The following is a 19,856-nucleotide window of genomic DNA, read 5'->3' on the forward strand; positions in this document are numbered from 1 at the left end:
ATATAAAATAAATAAAATGGCAACAAAAAAAACGACAACTACAAAGAAAGATACTAAGGCTACTACTAAGAAAGCTACGGCGAAAAAAGTAACTGATAAAAAAGTCGTTCCTAAAAAGGCAACTCCTAAGAAAGCTACTGTTAAGAAGTCAACATCCACCAAAGTAACTGCTAAAAAACCCGCAGCTAAAAAATCTGCACCCAAAAAGAAGGCAGCAATTGCAGAAGTGCTTAGCGGAGTGCCTGATATTAGACGTTTTTTCTACAAAAATGAAACGCCATTATATTTTATAAGTGCAACCAATTTCAATATGCTAGGTGCCGATGAATGGATTAAGGGTTTCAAATTTATTTGCCATATAGAATGTTTCGATGGTTTACATCCCAATGTTTTTTCACCAAAAAATGAAATTCCACACGATGAATTTACTGGCATAGAGGATATTAATAATTACCTCCTTCAGCATCCTGAAGTCCAAGAGTATATTGATTCAAGAAGAAATGGTAAAGACGCAGGAAAAGCGATGTTTTTAATGTTTGATGAAAACACAGAAAAACTTGCTAAAAAATTAGGTCTTGAAATTATGTTTCCACCTGCAAAGATGAGAACATTGATGGACAATAAAGTGAATACAAACCGCATCGCTGAAAAAGCTGGTGTTGCTTGTGTGCCTTATGTGCTTTCTCAAGTTAAGGATTATGCTCATTTGAATAAAGTTTCAAAAAAATTGGGTACAGATTTAGTTATTCAAACTCCTTTTGGAGATTCAGGTCACACAACTTTTTTCATCTCAAACGAAGCGGAATATAAAAAACATGCAGAAGAAATTGAAAAGGAAAAAGAGGTTAAAGTTATGAAGCGTATCAATTGCAAAGGATCTGCAATTGAGGCGTGCGTGACAAGACATGGTACAATCGTAGCTCCATTAATGACGGAGCTCGTTGGGTTTAAAGAAATGACACCATATAAAGGTGGATGGTGTGGAAACGAAATTTATCCAAATGCATTTAGTCCAGATATAAGAAATAAGGCAGCAAAATATACGCAGCTTTTTGGGGATCAACTTAAAAAAGAAGGATATAAAGGTTATTTTGAATTAGACTTTTTAATAGATCAAGATAATGGAGAAATTTATCTAGGAGAACTCAATCCAAGAGTAACGGGTGCAAGTTCAATTACCAACCATGCTGTTTTTGCCTTGGCAGATGCGCCTCTTTTTGTATTCCATATACTAGAATGGATGGGCGTAGATTACAAGCTAAACGTCAAGGAATTAAATGCTCGATGGGCTAGACAAGAAAATATAGATGGATGGAGTCAATTAATCATTAAGCATACAGAAGATACTATTGAATATGTATCTGAAGCTCCAATGTCAGGAATTTGGAAAATGTTTGATAATGGCCATATTCAATATGATAGAATGGACAGTCATAGAAGAGCTGTTGAAACAGAAAATGAAGCATTCTTTTTGCACATCTCTAAAAAAGGCGACTACTTATATGAAGGTGCAGATATGGGGATTTTAGTGTCAAGAGGTAGAATGATGACAGATGATTTCAAATTAAATGAGCGTGCTCAAAATTGGATCAAAGCAATCCGTGGTCAATATGTTTCACAACTTGTAGAAGATAAAAGAAAGAAAATTGTGCTTACAGGTACTTTAACCAAATAGTAGTCCAATTTGTAACATTTTAAAACAAAATAAATTAATGCAATTACAATTTAATACAGTTTCAGAGCCTACTATTGCTGGCCCTAAATGGAACGTTTTATTTAATAAATTCTGGCCTAATTATAAGACTTGGTTTTTATCAAACAATACTTCATTAACTCCAGATCTAAAGACTTCGCAGGAAGCACTGAAAAAATATATGCCCAAAATGTGGCCAACATACGTGCACTTGTGTAACATAACGAATGCTGATACCGATCTTGCTCGGTTCTTGACAGGTTTTCAACCACCTGCTTATATTAGTGCTTGTGCTCAGGCGGTAATTGATACAGATGAAATCCAGCTCGTACGCAATTATGATTATCATCCAAATTTGCTTGAAGGGACATTACTATTAAGTAAATGGAATGACCATAAAGTGATGGGCACATCAGATTGTTTAATAGGCATTGTAGACGGGATGAATGACGCTGGTCTTTGTGTATCGCTCACTTTTGGAGGTCGTAAGGAAGTTGGTGTTGGTTTCGGTATTCCTTTCATTTTGAGATATGTATTAGAGTTTTGTTCTACAACGATTGAAGCCGTAAAAATTTTAAAAGGTATTCCATCACATATGTCTTACAACGTGACTGTGGTTGATAAAAAAGGCGTGATTAAAACGGTGATGTTAGCTCCTGATAAAAAACCATTAGTTACCTCTACGGCATTTGCTACTAATCATCAAGGCGAGGTGGATTGGCCAGAAAATGCGCAGTTTAATCAAACAGTGAAACGCTATAATTTTATTAAGAATTATTTAAAATCTAAAAATGTAAGTTCTGCGGAATTAGCCAAGGCTTTCCTACATCCACCTTTATATAATACAAAATTTACGGAAGGATTTGGCACACTTTACACCTCTGTATATCAGCCAGAAAAAATGAGAATGCAACTCCTATGGCCTAATGTGGCTATAGAACGAAGTTTTGATACTTTTGAGGAAGAGCAGATCATGATTCACTATCATGAAACGGTTCAAACTGCACCAGCAGCATATATTCCAACAAATGAGGTTTATGTGAACTCATCTTACAGATGGCAAGATGCCGTTGTTGATTCATTAGTAAAAAGTATGGTTGGTAAAGAATCGAAAGCAACACAAAAAGCACTTCATGACAAATTAATGCCAAATGGTGAGGTAGCTTGGGAAGCGATTGCAGATTTTTGGAATCAGACAGTTACAAAATAATTTTAGAAAACTATGAAATTCAAAAGCACCAACCCTTACAATGGTCAAACTGTAGGTCATTATACCGGACTTACGGAAAAGGAATTGAGTGATAAACTTGCTAAAAGTCAAGAAGCATTTGAATCTTGGCGAAAAGTATCTCTTTCGGAACGTTGCGATTTATTAAAAAAAGCTGGTCAAGTGTTGAGAGATAATGTAGAAGAATATGCAAAAATGATCACTTTGGAAATGGGCAAACCTATAAAAGAATCCAGAGCGGAAGTGAATAAATGCGCATTGGTCTGTGATTATTATGCCGATAATGCTGAAGCTTTTCTAAAGAATGAAACAATCTCAACGGAAGCTTTTAAAAGCTTTGTAAGTCATGATCCTATTGGAAGCGTCTTAGCAATAATGCCATGGAATTTTCCTTTTTGGCAAGTTTTTAGGTATGCGGCACCGACCTTGACTGCAGGTAATACGGGCTTATTGAAACATGCGCCAAACGTATTTGGTTGTGCCAAACAAATTGAAGAAGTGTTCACAAAAGCTGGGTATCCTCCAAATGTATTCCAAAACTTAATCGTACATCATGATCAAACAGAGAAAATTATTTCTCACGAAACTGTAAAAGCAATTACCCTTACAGGAAGTGAAAGAGCAGGTTCGGCTGTTGCGGAAATTGCAGGACGTCATATTAAAAAAACGGTACTTGAACTTGGAGGCAACAATGCTTTTATTGTTTGGGAAGATGCTGACATTGATCAATCAGTAAAAATAGCACTTACGGCGCGTATGTTAAATTGCGGACAAAGTTGTATTGCAGCGAAGCGCTTTATCCTTATGGAGGGTATTTACGACGAGTTTGTTTCAAAATTCACCAAAGCTGTCAGCGAACTAAAAGCAGGAGACCCGATGGATGAAAACACAGGTATTGGTCCGCTTGCAAGAATAGATCTTGCCGACCAGTTACATGAGCAGGTTACTGAATCTATTAAACAAGGTGCAAAACTATTGTTGGGCGGTAAACAAAATGATTGTTATCACGAACCCACAATATTGGGAGATGTGGTACCAGGTATGGCAGCTTTCGATCAGGAAACTTTTGGACCTTTAGCTGCTATGATCAAAGCTAAGGATATAGATCATGCATTTGCCCTTTCTGAAGAATCGAAGTATGGGCTAGGGGTAACTGTATGTACCAAAGATATCGAAAAGGCAATAAAGCATTCCAATAGAGTTAGTGATGGGGCCTATTTTGTTAACGAATTAGTGAAGTCGGATCCTCGATTGCCATTTGGAGGCACCAAGAAATCTGGCTATGGTCGTGAACTTTCAAAGGATGGTATGATGGAATTTGTAAATCGGAAAACCGTTTATGTTAAGAAATAAAATACAATTTATTAAGGATTTAATAATGAGATTTACGGATAATCTAAAACAAATATAAGGTTTTGAAATTCCCCTCTGGGGCGATTATAATATGCAAATGCATTGTTCCCTTAGTAAAGTAGTTGCTCATCTCCGGTATCTGGAAAGTATTCTTTTTAAAATTAATCCTTATTTATTATTCGCTAAAAATTATCAGGAAGTACCCAATTGGCATAGTTTCTCGAAGCATCGTCGTCATTAAGTATGTTTTGGCCTGAACTAAAAATACAATCAATAATTGTAACACCAATATGTAGTTTGCTTATATGAATCAGCGAATCTCTTCTTTCAGGTGTTGCTGAACCTGGAACCCAGCAATTCAAAAATCGGGTTTGACGTCCGCTCTCTAATAGAATCATTATCCAGGGATGTGAGTGTTGTGTATCAACAAAGGCTCCTTCAAGACGACAATCTATAAATGAGGTGCCATGTGCCCCATCAATCACAATTGCATGTTGATTGGAATGTTCAAAATTACAGGCATAGAAGGCATTGTTCGCGGCTGTAAGTCCGGGAGCTGCTTCAGAATTTGGAAAATACAGAGAAGCATATCCAGTTGCCCCGACAAACCTACAATTCCAGAACTTATTGTCATTACACCTTTTAGTGCCATCGTAAACCTCAATTTTTGCATTAATTTCATTATCCTTGAATAGGCAATCTGAAAACGTATTTGAGATACCTCCATTCAATTGAAGGCCTACCTGAAAGCCCGTTACGGTTATACTTTCCAATCTGGAATGTGCAATCCTTGTAAGATTGAGACCTATTTGTCCGTTGCCGGTTATTTTTATGTTCTTTATCTCTGCCGGTGTAAAATTTCCTTCCTTACCTATTTCAAGTGCATTTCCCTCTCGTCCGGTGAATTTAAAATGACCGTTTTGAAGAATAAATCCTTCATCATTCGGAGCCTTTGGAACTATTTTAAGTATATCGCTAAAAGCATAGGTTCGATGCCCTAGATCTATAGGTAAGTGGTTTGCTAAACCATATGCAATTGTTTCGCGCAATGCTATAGTATCATCAGTTTCTCCATCTCCGACGGCTCCAAAATTCAGAGGGTTCGCTACTGTTATCGTCGGTGTGTGATCTTCGATTCCGATCGGCCCGATTAAAAAACGATCCCGAAAATCGCGAATGTTGACTAATAGTGCTAAAAAGAACCCCTCTTCTGAATAGAATACGGGCAAACTCTTCGAAATAGTAAGACCGGGATTTACGTGTGGGTCATTGCAGGTAGCTATCGTAAGGTCTCTGCAAGGGTCAGGTGCCTTTACCCGGGGAATCGTGCAAAATCCATAGCTTTCGCTGTTCAGACAGATATCTTCCTCATAGAGTATAGTGGGTTGTTTTAATGGTGCTGTCATTTTTAAAATAGCGACTTTTGAGATGGTGCTTCTGCAGTCTGTAGGCCATCTTTTGTATTGATATCCTAAACGGATGAAATTGAATCGAACAGTATTCAAGTTTACATAAACCCATTGAGCTGTGTTGTTTGCATTAGCTCCAACTACGACAGCATTGCTCACATCTTCGGCAAATTGTTGGGTTTGTGAGCCTTCATTTTCCAGCATTACTTTGTGTAAGTTGATCCATTTCGTTTCCATAGTCTAGAATTTTTTAATAAGATTAATAGTATCGAGAAATACTATCCAATTGGATGCAACAATAGGTTGTATGTCGATTCTGTTTTGCATTCTAATTTTTAGTCCAAGCGTGGTTTATATCAAGAGACTTAATATTTTCCATTTATTTTGAATATTCTGAAAGACCATTAAATCATAATTATACTGGACTTCTTTTAATTCAATTTTACAACATTAAAATTGCTTAATGCGTTTGTTATCAGTTAAATATACTAAAAATTTAGATTGAGCCTGCCATGTAGTGATAGTGAAAAACAGAGTGTTGGAGATTTTAATAAGCCGCTATAATTTTTTTTGAATCGTTGTATAATCAAAGCTTTCTTGTAAATTGTTTCTCTAATCATACTAAACAATCAATAATTATGTCTAAAACAACTCTAAAAGTAAATAACAACGGTTCTCTGCGTATTACAGGAGACTTTGAAATAGTAGACAAGGATGGTAAGGCATACGATCTGGGTGGGCGAGAAGCTATTTCATTGTGCAGATGCGGACTTTCAGAAAATAAACCATTTTGCGATGGTTCCCATAGAAATCATTTTGAGCACGATGCCGTAGCCTTTGCATTACCCCCGAAACAATAAATGTCAAATAGTAACTTTTATTTATTGCACGGCATTTTTGGTTTACTTCCCAATACAGAAATTAGCAAATATATTCCCTAACAAATCATCGTTGGTGATTTCGCCGGTTATCTCGCCAAAGTAATAAAGTGCCTGCCTAATATCTATGGCCATAAGGTCGCCACTAAGCCCGGAATCGATGCCTTCTTGCACCTTTATAATTTCCTCTAATGCTTTAAGTAAAGCATCGTAATGCCTTGTATTTGTAATTATTGTATCGTTATTTCGTAAAGCACCGGTATTTACAAATTCGAGTAGGGTAGTCTTCAATTCTTCGATACCTAATCCCGTTTTTGCAGAAAGCAAATGTAGGTTTGAGACTTGAGATTTTAGACTCGATATTTCCTCTTCGGATAACTTATCGACCTTATTCGCGATTACCACTAATTGCTTCTGAGGGAAACGATTGCGAATCTTCTCAATCTCGTTGTTAATTATAACCGTTTTCTCTCCCTCTGGGAGAGATGTCCGAAGGACAGTGAGGGCATCAAACAAGTAGACCACCACCTGCGCCTGTTCAATTTTCTCGAAAGTCTTTTTAATCCCAAGACCTTCAATCACATCTTTAGTTTCTCTAATTCCGGCGGTATCAATAAATCTGAAGGCAATTCCGCCGATTGAAAGTTCATCTTCAATGGTATCTCGGGTGGTACCCGCAATGTCGCTAACAATGGCACGCTCCTCATTTAAGAGTGCATTCAAAAGCGTTGATTTTCCTACATTGGGTTCCCCAACGATGGCTACCGGAATTCCATTCTTTAATACATTTCCAGTGGCGAAGGAGTCAATAAGTCGTTTAAGAACTAAGGTTATTTTTGATATTAATTTCTGAAAGTCATCCCTATTGGCGAACTCCACGTCTTCTTCAGCAAAATCCAACTCTAATTCAATAAGGGAGGCAAAATTTAATAGTTCCTCCCGAAGCTTTTTGATTTCCGAAGAAAATCCACCACGCATCTGTTGTATCGCCAATTGATGCGACGCTTCCGAATCACTTGCTATAAGATCGGCCACAGCTTCCGCCTGACTCAAATCCATTTTACCATTTAAGAAGGCTCGTAATGTAAATTCCCCGGCTGTTGCCATTCTACATCCCTTCCGAAGACATAATTGTATAATTTCCTGCTGAATATAATTACTCCCATGACATGAAAACTCAATTACATCCTCGCCTGTATAACTATTCGGATTCTTAAAAAGGGTTGCAAGTACTTCATCAATCACGCGATTCCCATCTTTTATATGACCTAAATGAACAGTATGTGTCTTCTGCTCCACTAATTTTTTATTAGAAACAGACGCAAATAGTTCCGAAGCAATAGAAAAAGCACTTTGACCAGAAAGCCTAATAACCGCAATAGCCCCTGCACCTGCGGGTGTTGCTAAAGCTACAATAGTGTCGTTGTAAATCATATTCAATGCAAAAATAGCAATATTGTAAGCTCATACACAGCCTTAAACGTTTTAAATGAAAGATGAATGGTGTAACTTGCAATTTCACTCATGGGTTGTAACAATTTTAGATAAACTACTACTTATACATTAAACTATATATACTATGGAACCTGAACAAAAGCCATCAAACAACAGCAATAAAAATCTAATAAAACCACTTCTTATATTTGTTGGAGTTTCGATCGCTGCATTTTTAATCGCATCCTGGGTAATTAGTTTATTTTAATCTAGTACTCACTTAAATCAATCAAAATGGAAGTCATCACCCAACCACAGTACGCTAAGCGAACCGACACTCAATTATTGGTTCTTACGCATTTATCACAATTACTGACCTATATCACCGGATTTGGTGGTTTAATTGTTCCGCTTATTATTTGGCTGACAAAGAAAGATGAAGTTAACCATATGGATGAACATGGTAAATCCATTATTAATTTTCAACTTAGCATGATCCTGTTTGCTGTATTAAGTATTCCGGCGATCTTTTTGCTGGGATTGGGAATTCTGACCTTAATACTTGTAGGAATCGTCTCTTTTGTCGTGCCTATTGTAAATGCTGTAAAAGCAAGTAATGGAGAAGCTCCTAGTTACTTTATGACTATACGATTTATATCCTAAATCAAATTCATTAGGGGTCTAGTACTGTATTCAACCCCTATTTTTGTTGGTAATTTAAAATTTAGTTGCAAGTTTGTGTTGTACTAATAATTAAATTCAAATCACAATGAACAATACCATGATATTAAAACCTAGCACACAAAATACGCTGACTTTTCGTAATCTTTTCTTTATGATTTGCTTACTAATTGGAGCCGGAGCTTTTGCTCAAGATACAGTTACTTCAGAAAAAGGTGTTTTCCAGTTTGAAACAGATGTAATCGACTATGGTACTATTGCGCAGAATGCGGACGGTGTTCGTGCTTTCAAATTTACAAATGTTGGTAATGCTCCGATCGTTATTACTAAAGCAAAGGGAAGTTGTGGTTGTACGGTACCAACTAAGCCTAACGGTCCAGTGATGCCAGGCGAAAGTGCTGAAATTGGCGTGAAGTATGACACTAAAAGAATTGGATCTTTTTCTAAAACCATAACCTTAACTTCCAATGCAAGTGAAGGAGTAAAAGTAATTAAGATAAAAGGAAAGATTTTGGCTCCTACAGTTGCTGAAACTTCCGAAACTCATGCAGGTGAAAAAGAATAATTATTTATTTGAATTGCCACTCAAAGAACCCGCCAATTGGCGGGTTCTTTATTTTATATTGTAATAGCACAACATTCGAGCTAAGGTTTTAATGACAATATTTAATCTTTTTCGGTTAAGCCATTTATGATTATAATAAACTCTTTGTTACATTCAGTTACCTTATCGTTCAATAGCGATTCATCTTTATTTTCAGCCTGGAGCATACTTCTGCTTTCCATTAAAAGTTCAGTAAGAGGGTCGGCTTCTATGTAATATAAAGACATGGTACTTTTATGAATAAGATCCGAAATCATTTTTATATCATTTTTAACTATGGCTTTATTATAATCCTTTTGATAGCTTATAAGTGCATCGAGCGTACTTAGCTTGAATTTTTTGAGGTACTCAGGTTTATTATTGGCCATTTTTATATAGCGATCCAACTTAAAACTCACTTTTGGAGTATTTAGCTTTGGATTACTTTTTTTCATTGATTTCTTCAACGATTTCTTCGGAATGGAAGAAAGTTGACCTTGACTTTGCGGATTGACATTTTGATGTCGTAGCAGAATTTCATATAGTTGTTTTGGCTGAAATGGTTTCGGAAGATGATCATCTATTCCAGCCTCCATAAGTTGCTCATTAACTTCACCCTTAGTAGAAGCAGAGAAAGCAATTATTACCGGCTTCATATTGAGTTTTAGGTCTCTTATATTTTTAGCAGTTTCATAACCGTCCATTTTGGGCATCTGCAAGTCGAGCAATATTAGATCTACCTTGTGTTTTGTTATCATAGATAAGGCCTTCTTCCCACTTTCGGCGGATAAGTATGATATATTCCATTGCTCAAGATATTGTTCTGCGATGAAAATATTTGCTGGATTATCGTCTACTAATAAAACCATCAAATCACCAAAATCGTGCTTTTCAGATTCTAAGATTGAGAGATCTTTTTTAGCTAAGACTTTATCAGATTTTTTGTAGCAAATACGAAACTTAAATTTTGAACCTACATTTAATTTACTGCTAACCGATAATTTACTGCCGTGGAGTTCCAATAACTTTTTACTAATTGTTAGCCCTAGCCCTGTTCCTCCAAATTCTACGTTCACATCGTAACTGGCTTGAGAAAATTCTTGGAAAATAGACTCTAATTTTTCAGAAGGTATCCCAATACCTGTGTCGGCAACCTTAAAATCTAGATACACTTCTTGTTTACTCATTTTTGCGACAGATATAGATAATGTCACCGAGCCAATTTTAGTGAACTTTATAGCATTTCCTACAAGGTTTGTCAATATCTGATTGAGTTTAACCGGATCTCCAATAAGATAACGAGGTACGTCTGTATCTAAATCTACGCGCATCTCTATGCCTTTCTCCTTCGCTCTAACAGAAAATGTTTGCTCTAGAATTTTAGATAAATCAAAAACATCAAAATCGACATGCTCAAGCTCAAATTTTCTTGCTTCAATTTTACTTAGATCCAAAAGGTTATTCACGAGACTTAGGAGATGCTCAGACGAATGGAGTAGGAGACGAGCATAGTCTTTCTGATTTTTATTTAAAGGTGTTTTATGAAGAAGATTTCCTATCCCTAGAATAGCATTCAACGGTGTTCTAATCTCATGACTAATTGTTGAAAGGAAATCTGCTTTTGCTTTAGAATCGGATTCAGCTTGCTGTTTAGCCTTTAGCAGTTCTGCTTCAAAATGCCATCGATCCGACATGTCCAATACGGTCGCTTGATAGGTTAATGGCGCATCGTCCTGCGCAGGGATTTCTCTCACATTTATTAGACCGTGTAAGACACTTTTGTCTTTTCTTACTACATCGAAATAAACTTCCTTAATAAAACCTTGAAGCTTGATCAAAGGGAAAAAGTGAGTTTCGAAAAAGATTTGCCCACCAATTTTAAAAAGACTTGGCAAGGTTCGCTTATTAATGATCTCCTCTTTTGTAAATCCGAGCCATACGGCTAAGGTGTTGTTAATATCGAAAATGAGACCATCGTTATGAAAACAAATAGAGCCACAGGGAGCATTATCATATAAATCCAAAGCGGCTTTTAATCTATGTAAATCTTGACCTTTGGTAGATTGTTTTTTATTCACAGTTCCTAAGTTTGCAAAAATTCTTTTATGGCTTCTGAAGTTTCTTGTGGTGCACTTAAATTTGGACAATGACCGGTTGCTTCTAGAATCTTCAATGAACTGTTTTTTATAGATTTTGCTGTATATTGACCAACTTCTAATGGTGCAATTATATCTTTTCTACATTGTAAAATGAGGCAAGGAACATCTAGCAGTTTCAAATCTTTTCTATTATCAGAAAGAAAAGTAACTCTGGCAAAATTCTTTGCAATTTCAGGGTCGGTAGTACAAAAACTATTGCTTAGCTCTTCACCTAGTTCAGGACGGTCTTCATTGCCCATAATTACCGGTGCCATTGCCTTTGACCACCCGAGATAATTACTGTCAAGCGTATGTAAGAGTTCCTGGATGTCTGATTCTTCAAAACCACCTTTATAATCCTTGTCATTTATATACCTAGGAGAGGGCCCAATTAAAACCATCTTGGAAAACAACGAAGGTTCTTTGTTAATAGCTAACACACCAATCATAGAACTCACTGAATGGCCAACGAAAATAGCATCTTTGAGGTTTAAGTGAGCGCAAATCTTGATGATATCATCAGCGTAGCCTTGGAGGGAGTCATATTTTGTTTTTGAATAAGCAGAAAGATCCGACTTTCCCGCTCCGATATAATCAAATAAGATGATCTTATAATTTTCTTCAAAATGAGGATAAACAAAACGCCACATGTTCTGGTCGCAGCCGTATCCATGTGCAAATAATACAGGTTGGGTGCCACTTCCTAGAATTTTAATATTGAATAATTTCTCAATATTTGAGTCGGAATTTTTCATAGTTAATTGTTAGTAAGTGTTAAAATACTCAAAAAACGTCACTTATTATAATGGAATTGGACATTTAAAGGCTAAACGTCATTACAAATAGAAACCCACTATTTAGTGGGTTTTTTATTTTATTATAGTTAAAATTATTTGAAACTAATCATTTCCTCCCCTTCGAAGGAGATGATTTAATTGTTAAGCATTACAGGCATTACCAGCATGGTCACATTTTCACCATCATCAAGTCCGTCTACCGGAGTTAAGATCCCTGCACGATTGGGAAGTGACATCTCTAATGAAACTTCATCACTCGTGAGGTTATTAAGCATTTCAGTAAGGAAACGTGAGTTAAATCCAATTTGCATATCGTCTCCCTGATAATCACAGGTTAAACGCTCCTCAGCCTTGTTACTATAATCGATATCTTCGGCCGATATGTTTAATTCGGCTCCTGCAATTTTCAAACGTATTTGATGCGTTGTTTTATTAGAGAAAATAGAAACACGGCGTACACTATTTAAAAACTGATTGCGATCGATGCTTAATTTATTCGGATTCTCTTTTGGTATTACAGCTTCATAATTCGGATACTTTCCATCGATTAATCGACAGATCATTTCAGTATTATCGAAGGTAAATTTTGCATTACTCTCGTTGTATTCAATAGTCACTTGATCTTCACTTCCTGCTAAAATAGACTTCAGTAAATTAAGTGGTTTCTTCGGCATAATAAATTCTGCCACTTGCGAAGCCTGCACGTCTTCACGAGTGTACTTTACCAATTTGTGTGCATCGGTCGCAACAAACGTTAAGCTTTCCGTAGAAAACTGAAAGAATACTCCGCTCATTACAGGTCTTAGATCATCATTTCCACTCGCAAAAATAGTTTTACTAATGGCAGTGGCTAAAATGTCTCCTTGAATTTTGGTAGAAGATGGATCTTTCAATTCTACTGATGTTGGAAATTCCTCACCATCTGCATACGCAAGTGCATATTTACCGTGATTTGAACTTATTTCAACAGTATTGTTATCTTCAATTGTAAACGTTAGTGGTTGCTCCGGAAAAGTTTTCAAAGTATCCAATAGCAAACGCGCAGGTATACAAACCTTGCCATTCTCACTACTTTCTACCTCCAATTGAGAAGAAATGGTCGTTTCCAAATCGGATGCTGAAACGGTTAAGGATTTATTATCTAAATCGAATAAAAAATTGTCTAATATGGGTAAAGTGTTGTTGGAATTAATGATACCTCCCAGAACTTGTAATTGCTTTAATAAATACGAACTCGATACGATGAACTTCATGTAAGGTTATTTTTAGAAATAGCTTCTATTTATAATGAATTGCACTAAAAATTACGTGCGAAATAGGTTAATACTTACCTAAATTGCCGTCTTACAAATATATTTTAATTGAGTTGTATCCTAAAACAAACTTATTAACAACTAACGGGTGTATTTTCGTTTGCGGAAGTAATTAAAGAGTAGGCCGAATATCGCCAGTAATCCCAACGGTAACAGGAGATTAATCAGTTGCCATTTGGTGCGCTCGTCTGCAACTTTTTGTGTATCGAGAAAAGGAACGGCAATTTCTTTAGTTCTAATGTTTATAAGTCCGCTATCGTCGAGTAGATAATTCACTGTATTTAGCAAAAATTCCTTGTTGCCATAGAACGCCTGCGTCATTTTATCGAAGCCTAATTCTAATGGACGGTTTCCTTGAAATTGATTCTTTATTATATCACCATCACTAATCACAACCATCTTAGAATCAACGCCTTCTGTTTTATCTTCGGAAGCTTTAAAAGGTTTTATTCTGTTTTTGAACGCGGAAGTAAATTTCCCTTCCAATAACACTGCCAATGGGATTTTACCTACTCTGAAGTCATTCGGATCCGGTCCCTCATTCACTACATTTATGTTTCTTGGAATGTCTATGTCAAAATTTATTTCACGAGGCAGACCAACAATTTTTGAAATTTGCGAACTCCCTAACAAAACTGTCTTCTTTATCGCATTAGGTAAAGTGTCAATTGAACTTGCATATTCAAATTTTACAGCTTCAATGTTAGTGATTATTGGATGATTATTTTCACTTGCTGTAAGCGGAAAATAAAACCACGGATACCGACTGTATTGAGAATCATTTTCATTTCCGGAAGCCAACATTATAGGTGCCGAAATTACGTCTTCCACCAGATTTTTATTAATCCGAAGTCCATATTTAAAAAACAAATCGTTTAAATTAAGATCACGGGCAACTACAAATGTTTTTTGAGAGGTCTCATCAAGCTGTTCTAAAGTTTCATCTATTAGCCACAAGGAAGCACCTCCATTCATCACGTATTGATCAAGGATGTAGTTCTCCGTTTCTGAAAAAGCTTCAGAAGGTTGTGCTATCACGATTAAATCAAATTCATTTAAATCCTGAAGCGTTTTTTGTGGAGCAACAGCAGCCGAATCTAAAGTAAATGGGGCGATGTAATAATATTCTTTAAGGGTAGTGAAGAAATCGGCAACGTAGCGATCATCCAGCTCTCCATTACCTTTTAAAACGGCTACTTTTCTTTTCTTCGGAAAAACAAGCTTACTAAATGCATCTGCAAAGGCATATTCAAGATTTTGAATGGAGTTATTGACACGTTCTTCGGAAGTGGTCCCTAACTGATTTTTCAATAACGGAATACGAACCGTTTTTTCGTTATAGGTCGCCAATGCCCAAGGATACACAAATTCTGTGCTAACTTTACCATTCTCTCGTACTTCAACTTGTGCAGTTGTGAGTCCCATTTGCTGAAACTGCTGTCTTACGGCTTCCGGATTTTCTGAATCTTCCAACGGATTAATAAATTCGTATTTAACATTGGGGTTATAGGCAGAAAACTCTTCTAATAATTGCTTAGTCTCCATCTGAAGTCGTTTAAATTCGGGCGGAAAATTACCTTCCAAAAACACATCAATCAGTATCGGAGAATCTACCGCTGCAACTGTGCCTTTGGCCGCTTCAGACAATGTATACCGCTGATCTTGTGTAAGATCGAATCGCTTATAGAAATAGCTTCCGAAGAGATTTATCAGAACGACTGCAATTAGCAGTAATACAAGTTTGGTGATATGTTTATTTCTTTTTTTCAAATTGCATTTTTCAAACAAAGCACTTCGACAGGCTCAGTGTGACAATGATTTACCTATTATGATTAGTATGCTAATGTCAGTCTGAGCCTGTCGAAGACCCATGCTGAGTATAATTTTTGGATAGATTTGGTAGATCTCCCCAACGATTTTCAATAATCGCAATTTTCTTCTTTCTACTCCATCCTTTTATTTTCTTTTCAACTTCTATTGCCTGTTGTGGTTCAGAAAATTGTTCATACCATTTTAATTCAACAGGTCTTCTCATGTATGTAAATGCATCAGAATGCTTTCCCGAATTATGTTCCATTATTCTTTTCTCAAGGTCGCTAGTAAATCCGGTATAAAATAACCCATCGCCACACTGCACTATATATACATGATATAATTTCACGACTCTTTGCGAAGTTTTAAAACTGTGAAACCTAAAAAGAGAAACGATATACTGATAAAATACAAGATATCCCTTGTATCGAGAACACCGCGAGCCACGCTATCAAAATGTGCTTTCATTCCAAATTTTTGCAATGTTGTTCCTAAGTCACTCATTTCGGAAAGCCCTTCAAATCCGTAATAAAGCGCAAAGCATAAAAAGACAGCAATAATAAACGCCACGATTTGATTTTTGGATAGGGTAGATGCAAATATTCCAATAGAGGTGTAGGCGGTTACTAAAAAAAGCAAGCCAATATAAGAGCCAATGGTGCTTCCAACGTCCCAGTTACCTGAAGGATTACCTAATGCAGAAATTGTATTTACATATAGGAAAGTAGGTAGCAAAGCGATACAAATAAGCAATACTGCGCCAAAGTATTTCCCAAGAACTAATTGATTTAACGTGATTGGTTTGGTGAGTAATAACTCCAGCGTTCCCATTTTCATTTCATCACTAAAAGCACGCATGGTAACAGCGGGAATAAGGAAAAGTAGCACCCAAGGGGCAAGTTCAAAAAATGCAGAAAGATCAGCAAATCCAGCCTCGAAAATATTGTAATTTCCTTTAAACACCCATAAAAACAGTCCGTTGATAACTAGAAACAAGCCGATCACCAAATACCCAATGGTACTGGCAAAAAACGAGTTGATTTCTTTTCTAATTATCGCAATCATTTATTCAATTATTTTTATTTTCTTTCAACTCTTCTCGATACTCCCGAAGCATCGGGATTAATTCCCTATCGGTCATTTAATATCACTCGAAGTGACAAATTAATGCTAATTTACTTCTCAAATCTCAAATCTCAAATCTCAAATCTCAAATCTTACATCTTACATCTTACATCAAAGAATGCAACGTATCCACACTCCAGGCTTGCGCTTTAGAACGGAACATTGGTTTTGTTGTTGCCCAAACACCTCTAAACAGTTCACTTCCTCTATAATTTTCTAACGATTCTTCTTTGTCCCATTTGCTGTAAGTAAAGAAAATAGTGTCATTATTTTTATCACGATATAATTCTAAAAACAGACAGCCCGGAAAGCTCCTGATCTTCTCTTTTATGGCTTCAAAATTATCCAAAAAAGCAGGAATCTCCTCGCTTCTGAACTCCATCTTGACTATTCTTGTAAACATCTTGCTCAATTATTATTTATCTAGCTCCCAGCTCCCAGCTTCCAACAATCCAATCTACTTCTCAAAATTCACCGTAATCGTATCCCGAAAACCTAGTCCGAACAATGTGGATGCACTTCCTACGGTACTAGGATTACTTTTATAAATAGCGATTTCCAGATATCCAGAAGAATTCCAAAGTGCCAGTTTTTTACCGTCTTCTTCCCTTTTATCGGAAGGCAGTTCAAAATTAATGGCGTCGCTATAATGTGTGTGAATTTTGGTGAAACTAGCCGTTCGTGCGGTGATTTTATAGTCACGTCCTTTTCCTATTTCTTCAAAGAGTGACTTGGTGATATTACAGATTACATTTCCGTAGTTATCGATATAAATGACGTTTCCAATAATCTGACTTGAATCTACATTCACCACTGGTTTTATACCGGTAAGCTCTTTAATTTCTGAAATTGATTTTCCAATAACATCCAAAGTTCCGCCTCTGGCAATATGGCAAGCCACTTTCACGAAGACATCCAAAACAGGAAAATTACTTGTTATTCTATCGTGAATATTTATTTCGACAATCTTATCAGGATTAATTTCATTAGTTAGCATCGAAATTATCCCATTATTAGCACATATAAAGTAATGTCCGTCGAGCGAAACTGCAATGTGCTTATTTTCAGGATTTAACTCGCTGTCAATACCAATTATATGGATTGTTCCTGGAGGAAAACTGCGATATGCATTTTGGATAATATAGGCCGCTTCGGTAAGGTGAAAAGGTGAAATAGTATGAGAGATATCAACAATTCGTACATTTTCCAATTCGGTGTAAATCGCTCCTTTTACCGCACCTGCAAAGTGATCCTTTTCACCAAAATCGGTTGTAAGTGTAATGATTGGCATAAATGAATTGTTGATATTTAGTTTTTACTATTACCACAAAAATAGGTTACTTTTGTGAGTAGCAAAACTATTTTTAGTATTGTATGAATAATTCTTAAATACAAGGCTTTTGAACGAAATTATCATCGAACTTACAGAGATCAATCCGGTTGATTTCTTCGGAATAAAAAATGCAAACATTGACATTTTAAAAAAACACTTTCCTAAACTTAAAATAGTAGCCAGAGGTACCCGAATAAAGGCTTATGGCGATGAAGAAGAGTTGGCCGAATTCGATAGGCGGATGAATATGTTGCTAGAACATTTTGTGAAGTATAATAAGCTAGATGAAAATGTGATCGAACGTGTATTGCAAAGCCGTAGCAAAGATGACTATGAGACTTCTGCCAGTAGCGGAGAAGTATTGGTCCACGGAGTTAGCGGAAAATTAATTAAAGCAATAACCGCCAATCAGCGAAAATTAGTTGAGCTGATGGGTAAAAATGATATGGTGTTTGCCGTTGGCCCGGCCGGAACCGGTAAAACATATACAGGCGTTGCTTTGGCAGTTAAAGCCCTAAAAGAAAAGCAGGTAAAACGCATCATATTAACTAGACCTGCTGTAGAAGCAGGCGAAAATCTAGGATTTCTTCCAGGTGATTTAAAGGAAAAATTGGATCCGTATATGCAACCTTTGTACGACGCACTTCGTGATATGATTCCGTATGAAAAATTGGATGCCTATATTGAAAAAGGAGTGATTCAAATTGCACCTTTAGCTTTTATGCGGGGAAGAACATTGGACAATGCATTTGTGATATTGGATGAAGCACAAAATACAACACACGCCCAAATGAAAATGTTCTTAACAAGAATGGGTAAAAGTGCCAAATTTATGATCACCGGCGATCCTGGCCAGATCGATTTACCAAGACGTGTAACTTCAGGACTTAAAGAAGCATTACTCGTACTAAAAGATGTTAAAGGTGTTGGAATGGTTTATTTGGATGACAAAGACGTGATTCGCCACAGATTGGTGAAAGAAGTGATTGCTGCTTATAAAAGCATTGAAAATATAGATTAAATCGCATAACATGAGTAACACCATAGTCGCAACGGATTTTAATTTTCCCGGACAGAAGAAAGTTTACCACGGAAAAGTTCGCGAAGTCTATACCTTAGAAAACGATATTTTGCTAATGGTCTCTACGGATAGGCTAAGCGCTTTTGATGTCGTTATGCCAAAAGGGATACCTTATAAAGGACAGATCCTGAATCAGATTGCTACCAAGATGATGAAGGATACTGAAGATTTGGTGCCAAACTGGTTAACGGCAGTTCCAGATCCTAATGTAGCGATAGGAGTAGCTTGCGATCCTTTTAAAGTTGAAATGGTAATCCGTGGCTATATGAGTGGTCATGCAGCTCGTGAGTATAAAGCTGGAAAACGCATTTTATGTGGCGTTGCAATGCCTGAAGGGATGAAGGAGAACGATAAATTCCCAGAACCTATTATTACTCCGGCTACCAAAGCTGAAATGGGCGATCACGACGAGGATATTTCCAGAGAAGATATTATTGCAAGAGGGATTGTTTCTGAAAACGATTATCTTCAGTTGGAAGATTACACAAGAAAATTGTTTCAGCGTGGAAGCGAAATCGCTTCTAAAAGAGGCCTTATTTTGGTCGATACGAAATATGAATTCGGAAAAACAAAAGAAGGAAAGATCGTTTTAATAGATGAAATCCATACTCCGGATTCGTCACGTTATTTTTACGCAGAAGGCTATTCAGAAAGACAGCAAAAAGGAGAAGCTCAAAAGCAACTTTCAAAAGAATTTGTTCGTCAATGGTTAATTCAAAACGGATTTCAAGGCCTAGAAGGGCAGAAAGTTCCAACCATGAGTGATGAATATATAGAAACTGTTTCAGAAAGATATATTGAACTCTACGAGAATATAACTGGTGAGAAATTCATGAAGGCGGATGTTTCAAATATTCATATACGAATTGAAAAAAACGTACTTTCATATTTAAAGTAACTTTTTATTACATTATAAATATCTACTCAAGGTTTCTTTTAATTAAGGAACCTTTTTTCTTTGGAACAATCAGTAAAATGTACTTAGAGAAACTTTAACA

19 protein-coding genes are annotated in these 19,856 nt (G+C 36.5%); 9 read left to right on the forward strand and 10 right to left on the reverse strand.

Annotated elements, in window-relative coordinates:
- Window positions 1–16 precede the first annotated feature (16 nt).
- The 3 genes from BXY75_RS11615 to BXY75_RS11625 are packed head-to-tail and all read left to right on the forward strand — an operon-like array spanning window position 17 to window position 4,274.
- Entirely contained in the window at window positions 17–1,675 is a 1,659-nt protein-coding gene (locus tag BXY75_RS11615; RefSeq protein WP_121907920.1) for a biotin carboxylase, read from the forward strand.
- 37 nt (window positions 1,676–1,712) lie between these two features.
- Window positions 1,713–2,903 (forward strand): C45 family autoproteolytic acyltransferase/hydolase, encoded by a 1,191-nt coding sequence (locus tag BXY75_RS11620; RefSeq protein ID WP_121907921.1) that lies wholly within the window; start codon window positions 1,713–1,715, stop codon window positions 2,901–2,903.
- A 12-nt stretch (window positions 2,904–2,915) separates the two neighbouring features.
- On the forward strand, window positions 2,916–4,274 hold the full coding sequence (locus BXY75_RS11625; protein WP_121907922.1) for an NAD-dependent succinate-semialdehyde dehydrogenase: 1,359 nt from the start codon (window positions 2,916–2,918) through the stop codon (window positions 4,272–4,274).
- Window positions 4,275–4,456: 182 nt separating this feature from the next.
- Here BXY75_RS11625 and BXY75_RS11630 read toward each other — a convergent pair whose 3' ends face one another.
- The gene (locus tag BXY75_RS11630) at window positions 4,457–5,920 is read right to left on the reverse strand and encodes a right-handed parallel beta-helix repeat-containing protein (RefSeq protein WP_121907923.1); all 1,464 of its coding nucleotides are present in this window, start codon (window positions 5,918–5,920) and stop codon (window positions 4,457–4,459) included.
- Window positions 5,921–6,321: 401 nt separating this feature from the next.
- On the opposite strand from BXY75_RS11630, the gene BXY75_RS11635 reads away from it, so the two are divergent.
- The gene (locus tag BXY75_RS11635; protein ID WP_121907962.1) at window positions 6,322–6,543 is read left to right on the forward strand and encodes a CDGSH iron-sulfur domain-containing protein; all 222 of its coding nucleotides are present in this window, start codon (window positions 6,322–6,324) and stop codon (window positions 6,541–6,543) included.
- A gap of 42 nt (window positions 6,544–6,585) precedes the next feature.
- Here BXY75_RS11635 and mnmE read toward each other — a convergent pair whose 3' ends face one another.
- The gene (mnmE, locus tag BXY75_RS11640; RefSeq protein WP_121907924.1) at window positions 6,586–7,995 is read right to left on the reverse strand and encodes a tRNA uridine-5-carboxymethylaminomethyl(34) synthesis GTPase MnmE; all 1,410 of its coding nucleotides are present in this window, start codon (window positions 7,993–7,995) and stop codon (window positions 6,586–6,588) included.
- Between the two features lie 145 nt (window positions 7,996–8,140).
- Between mnmE and BXY75_RS17325 the strand changes: the two genes are divergently transcribed.
- From BXY75_RS17325 to BXY75_RS11650, 3 genes are all read left to right on the forward strand, one after another.
- Window positions 8,141–8,263 (forward strand): hypothetical protein, encoded by a 123-nt coding sequence (locus BXY75_RS17325; protein ID WP_262697287.1) that lies wholly within the window; start codon window positions 8,141–8,143, stop codon window positions 8,261–8,263.
- 26 nt (window positions 8,264–8,289) lie between these two features.
- Entirely contained in the window at window positions 8,290–8,658 is a 369-nt protein-coding gene (locus BXY75_RS11645; protein ID WP_121907925.1) for a DUF4870 domain-containing protein, read from the forward strand.
- A 172-nt stretch (window positions 8,659–8,830) separates the two neighbouring features.
- Window positions 8,831–9,241: a DUF1573 domain-containing protein gene (locus tag BXY75_RS11650; protein WP_245962962.1), complete on the forward strand. Its 411-nt coding sequence runs from the start codon at window positions 8,831–8,833 to the stop codon at window positions 9,239–9,241.
- Window positions 9,242–9,342: 101 nt separating this feature from the next.
- Here BXY75_RS11650 and BXY75_RS11655 read toward each other — a convergent pair whose 3' ends face one another.
- From BXY75_RS11655 to BXY75_RS11690, 8 genes are all read right to left on the reverse strand, one after another.
- Window positions 9,343–11,337 (reverse strand): PAS domain-containing hybrid sensor histidine kinase/response regulator, encoded by a 1,995-nt coding sequence (locus tag BXY75_RS11655; protein WP_121907926.1) that lies wholly within the window; start codon window positions 11,335–11,337, stop codon window positions 9,343–9,345.
- Window positions 11,338–11,342: 5 nt separating this feature from the next.
- Complete coding sequence (locus BXY75_RS11660; RefSeq protein WP_121907927.1) at window positions 11,343–12,152, reverse strand: alpha/beta fold hydrolase; 810 nt, start codon at window positions 12,150–12,152, stop codon at window positions 11,343–11,345.
- Between the two features lie 176 nt (window positions 12,153–12,328).
- Window positions 12,329–13,447 (reverse strand): DNA polymerase III subunit beta, encoded by a 1,119-nt coding sequence (gene dnaN, locus BXY75_RS11665; protein ID WP_121907928.1) that lies wholly within the window; start codon window positions 13,445–13,447, stop codon window positions 12,329–12,331.
- A gap of 141 nt (window positions 13,448–13,588) precedes the next feature.
- Window positions 13,589–15,277: a gliding motility-associated ABC transporter substrate-binding protein GldG gene (gene gldG / locus BXY75_RS11670; protein ID WP_121907929.1), complete on the reverse strand. Its 1,689-nt coding sequence runs from the start codon at window positions 15,275–15,277 to the stop codon at window positions 13,589–13,591.
- Between the two features lie 76 nt (window positions 15,278–15,353).
- Complete coding sequence (locus BXY75_RS11675; RefSeq protein ID WP_121907930.1) at window positions 15,354–15,668, reverse strand: GIY-YIG nuclease family protein; 315 nt, start codon at window positions 15,666–15,668, stop codon at window positions 15,354–15,356.
- Window positions 15,665–16,384: a gliding motility-associated ABC transporter permease subunit GldF gene (gene gldF, locus BXY75_RS11680; RefSeq protein WP_121907931.1), complete on the reverse strand. Its 720-nt coding sequence runs from the start codon at window positions 16,382–16,384 to the stop codon at window positions 15,665–15,667. Before gldF ends, BXY75_RS11675 begins: the two co-directional genes overlap by 4 nt.
- A 166-nt stretch (window positions 16,385–16,550) precedes the next feature.
- Window positions 16,551–16,847, reverse strand: a complete 297-nt coding sequence (locus tag BXY75_RS11685) for a putative quinol monooxygenase (protein ID WP_121907932.1) — start codon at window positions 16,845–16,847, stop codon at window positions 16,551–16,553.
- Between the two features lie 54 nt (window positions 16,848–16,901).
- On the reverse strand, window positions 16,902–17,735 hold the full coding sequence (locus BXY75_RS11690; protein ID WP_121907933.1) for an SAM hydrolase/SAM-dependent halogenase family protein: 834 nt from the start codon (window positions 17,733–17,735) through the stop codon (window positions 16,902–16,904).
- A 109-nt stretch (window positions 17,736–17,844) separates the two neighbouring features.
- Here BXY75_RS11690 and BXY75_RS11695 point away from each other — a divergent pair, with 109 nt between their 5' ends.
- Entirely contained in the window at window positions 17,845–18,798 is a 954-nt protein-coding gene (locus tag BXY75_RS11695; RefSeq protein ID WP_121907934.1) for a PhoH family protein, read from the forward strand.
- A 10-nt stretch (window positions 18,799–18,808) separates the two neighbouring features.
- Window positions 18,809–19,756 carry a phosphoribosylaminoimidazolesuccinocarboxamide synthase gene (locus BXY75_RS11700; protein WP_121907935.1) on the forward strand — a complete coding sequence of 316 codons (948 nt, stop codon included), beginning with the start codon at window positions 18,809–18,811 and terminating at the stop codon, window positions 19,754–19,756.
- Window positions 19,757–19,856: the final 100 nt, after the last annotated feature.

Origin of the sequence: Ulvibacter antarcticus (assembly GCF_003688405.1) — a bacterium.
Taxonomy (GTDB): Bacteria; Bacteroidota; Bacteroidia; order Flavobacteriales; family Flavobacteriaceae; genus Ulvibacter; species Ulvibacter antarcticus.

Coding starts and splice junctions, on each gene's coding strand:
- BXY75_RS11635 (WP_121907962.1), top strand. CDS start 6,322: ATGTCTAAAACAACTCTAAAAGTAAATAACAACGGTTCTCTGCGTATT.
- dnaN (WP_121907928.1), bottom strand. CDS start 13,447: ATGAAGTTCATCGTATCGAGTTCGTATTTATTAAAGCAATTACAAGTT.
- mnmE (WP_121907924.1), bottom strand. CDS start 7,995: ATGATTTACAACGACACTATTGTAGCTTTAGCAACACCCGCAGGTGCA.
- BXY75_RS11650 (WP_245962962.1), top strand. CDS start 8,831: ATGATTTGCTTACTAATTGGAGCCGGAGCTTTTGCTCAAGATACAGTT.
- gldF (WP_121907931.1), bottom strand. CDS start 16,384: ATGATTGCGATAATTAGAAAAGAAATCAACTCGTTTTTTGCCAGTACC.
- BXY75_RS11615 (WP_121907920.1), top strand. CDS start 17: ATGGCAACAAAAAAAACGACAACTACAAAGAAAGATACTAAGGCTACT.
- BXY75_RS11625 (WP_121907922.1), top strand. CDS start 2,916: ATGAAATTCAAAAGCACCAACCCTTACAATGGTCAAACTGTAGGTCAT.
- BXY75_RS11700 (WP_121907935.1), top strand. CDS start 18,809: ATGAGTAACACCATAGTCGCAACGGATTTTAATTTTCCCGGACAGAAG.
- BXY75_RS11685 (WP_121907932.1), bottom strand. CDS start 16,847: ATGTTTACAAGAATAGTCAAGATGGAGTTCAGAAGCGAGGAGATTCCT.
- BXY75_RS11690 (WP_121907933.1), bottom strand. CDS start 17,735: ATGCCAATCATTACACTTACAACCGATTTTGGTGAAAAGGATCACTTT.
- BXY75_RS11645 (WP_121907925.1), top strand. CDS start 8,290: ATGGAAGTCATCACCCAACCACAGTACGCTAAGCGAACCGACACTCAA.
- BXY75_RS17325 (WP_262697287.1), top strand. CDS start 8,141: ATGGAACCTGAACAAAAGCCATCAAACAACAGCAATAAAAATCTAATA.
- BXY75_RS11660 (WP_121907927.1), bottom strand. CDS start 12,152: ATGAAAAATTCCGACTCAAATATTGAGAAATTATTCAATATTAAAATT.
- BXY75_RS11620 (WP_121907921.1), top strand. CDS start 1,713: ATGCAATTACAATTTAATACAGTTTCAGAGCCTACTATTGCTGGCCCT.
- BXY75_RS11630 (WP_121907923.1), bottom strand. CDS start 5,920: ATGGAAACGAAATGGATCAACTTACACAAAGTAATGCTGGAAAATGAA.